This is a genomic window from Thermoanaerobacterium sp. PSU-2 (assembly GCF_002102475.1).
Taxonomy (GTDB): domain Bacteria; phylum Bacillota; class Thermoanaerobacteria; order Thermoanaerobacterales; family Thermoanaerobacteraceae; genus Thermoanaerobacterium.
On record NZ_MSQD01000031.1, the window covers coordinates 1 to 2,389 of the forward strand.

7 protein-coding genes are annotated in these 2,389 nt (G+C 35.4%); all 7 read right to left on the bottom strand.

Annotated features, from left to right (window positions below):
• Positions 1-57: 57 nt before the first annotated feature.
• Positions 58-237 (bottom strand): hypothetical protein, encoded by a 180-nt coding sequence (locus tag BVF91_RS12945; protein WP_085113757.1) that lies wholly within the window; start codon positions 235-237, stop codon positions 58-60.
• Positions 238-249: 12 nt separating this feature from the next.
• Positions 250-696, bottom strand: coding sequence for a RusA family crossover junction endodeoxyribonuclease (locus tag BVF91_RS12950; protein WP_143589024.1), 447 nt, complete (start codon positions 694-696; stop codon positions 250-252).
• Between the two features lie 5 nt (positions 697-701).
• Positions 702-896: a hypothetical protein gene (locus BVF91_RS12955; RefSeq protein ID WP_085113759.1), complete on the bottom strand. Its 195-nt coding sequence runs from the start codon at positions 894-896 to the stop codon at positions 702-704.
• Positions 897-1,064, bottom strand: coding sequence for a hypothetical protein (locus tag BVF91_RS13355; protein WP_168170220.1), 168 nt, complete (start codon positions 1,062-1,064; stop codon positions 897-899).
• Between the two features lie 3 nt (positions 1,065-1,067).
• Positions 1,068-1,469, bottom strand: a complete 402-nt coding sequence (locus BVF91_RS12960; protein ID WP_085113760.1) for a YopX family phage-derived protein — start codon at positions 1,467-1,469, stop codon at positions 1,068-1,070.
• Positions 1,470-1,472: 3 nt separating this feature from the next.
• A complete protein-coding gene (locus BVF91_RS12965) occupies positions 1,473-1,694 on the bottom strand; it encodes a hypothetical protein (protein ID WP_085113761.1) in 222 nt (73 codons plus the stop codon).
• 20 nt (positions 1,695-1,714) lie between these two features.
• Positions 1,715-2,389, bottom strand: a 675-nt coding sequence (locus BVF91_RS12970; protein WP_085113762.1) for an ATP-binding protein, incomplete at its 5' end; no start/stop codon positions are given.

The following is a 2,389-nucleotide window of genomic DNA, read 5'->3' on the forward strand; positions in this document are numbered from 1 at the left end:
TTGCCTATCTAGTATACCCATGCTCTCCCTCCTAAACAGAGTCAGGGATAGCTTTAGCTACCCCTCTTTAATCTCCACTGTAACCATTACTAATTTACCTGTTGCCTTTATTAACTTTACTACATTTGCTATTTCAGTTGTTGGCACGTCAAATTGTATTCTGCTTGCACCATCACCGCCTATTTTGATTGCGCTTTGTATTTGTGGCAAAGTAGCTAAAAATTCAATCTTCTCCATCATGATACCTCCCTATGTTCTATCAAATATATACTCATCATTTGCAACTATCTCAATTTCTTCAAGACTAATTTCTACTCGTGGCCTTTCACTATAAAATTTTTTTACCGTTGCTTCAACAATTTGCTTATCATCATCATATGCAAGATGATTTAATGCATCTGTAACAATCTTGCCAATATTATCCCAATCCGGTTTTTTGGTCGGTCTAATTTTGCCTGATAACATTTCTTCTTTTTTCTTTGTGCTTATGCTACTTGGAATTGGAAAATAGGCTGTAATATCTATCTTAAGAGGCCCTTTAAATTGTTTATAAAAATTCCGCAGTGTGTACATCTCTTTTATGAATGTTTCATAATCAACTGTATCTTTTGGCGTATATGTAATTCCATTCTTTAAAACTCTTGGTCTTTGTTTTCCAAGCGGCTTTCCAGGTATTGTTAATTTTAGATAGTTCATAATTCTCACCTTCCTCCAATCCATACTCCTTTTTCTTTTGCGTGTTCTCGTATTGTTCCATAAGCTGCCCATACACCTGTATACTTTGCAAATTCTTTCTCCACAGCACGATGTTTCTCTCTGTATGGTGCTTGTTCGTATGCTGCTTTTGTCTTTTCAAGTGCTATTTTTATTTCTGGAGATTCCCAATTTATGCGCATTTATTCCATCCCCTCGTACTTTTTTACAAGGTCAATGTCAATTTTTGGTCTTGCCATCATCAAGCTGTCAACTAAATCACATATTCTAAAAAGTTTATCTGTAACTTCATCCGGAAGACCAGGAATCAACTCTAATGCAGTCTTTTTAATCTCCATCAATTCTTCCATCCCTTATCCCTCCAATAATTCAGGATTTTCGTAAATATTACCAATTACCTCAGCAAACACGCCATTGTTGTCTGTTAGATGCCATCCAAGAATAGCCGCAACATTTTTCCCTTCTACGAAAAAAGCAGTATGTTTATCTTTGTATTTCACCACTCCACACCATTTATTCCCGTAGCTATCTTCAGCTACAACTATATCGCCCTCGTATATTTCCTGCCCGTTCTTGTCCTTTAAACCGGTGTATTGCCCTACGCTTTCAGGTTCTACAACAACTTTATATTTTTCAATGCCTAAAGGTTTTTCCATTAGGTACTGTATACACACCCCATATCTTTCTCTTACTACATATCCATACATCCACTCACCATTGTCTTTTCTTTTACCTCTAAATTTTATTTCTCTCATCCCTCATGCCTCCTTTAAAAACTTTATTTTTGCATCGCCGTATGCAATGTCGCATTTATTTATGCATATCCTGTATTCATTTCCTCTTGTTTTTGTGCTTTTTTGTATCAGATAAAAATGTTCATATTCCTTTATAAGTTTGCCCTTACCCCGCACTATTTCCCTTTTTCTTTTCTTGTCAGAGCCATCTCCATTTTTCAGATTCATCTCAAATTCAACCTTCATGGTTTGTTACCCCCCACTCACTAATTCAATCTATAGTTCAATTCCTGCCCGCTAAATTCAAAAATATGTCCTTTGCACATCTCGACAATTCTACTTCCTATAGCCTCATCAATATCTATAATTGCATCCACTGTAAGCTCACTAGATACGATGATTGGTGAGTTTTTAAGATAACGATAATTAATAATTTCAAACATGATATTGCGATCTGAATCAGTTATTTTGCCTTTGTATAAGTCATCAATCAGCAATACTGTCGCATTTTTATATTTATCTATTTCATGATTGTAATTTTCTTCGTCCATAATGCATTGTTTAAGCTGGATAATAGCCTCTCTGTATTGCATATAAAGCACGCCAACGTTTTTCTTCATAAGTTCATTCGCAATTGCAATACTTAAATGCGTTTTACCAGAGCCAACTTGTCCTAAAAATGCAATGCTGTTATTCTTAGCATTTTTAAGATTATCAAATTCTTTCACGTATCTAATAGCCATATTCCTCGCATCAATGACTTGTTGCGGTTTATTTGTCGTTATGAAATTTTTAAAAGTCCTTTTCTGAAATGCCTCACTTATGCCGGAATTCTCTAAAATCCGTTTATATGTCTTAACCTCCCTGCATTTACATGGCCTCGCTGTATTTGTCTTATCGTCAATTATCCATTCCATGTCTTTGCAGATAGGACATTCATA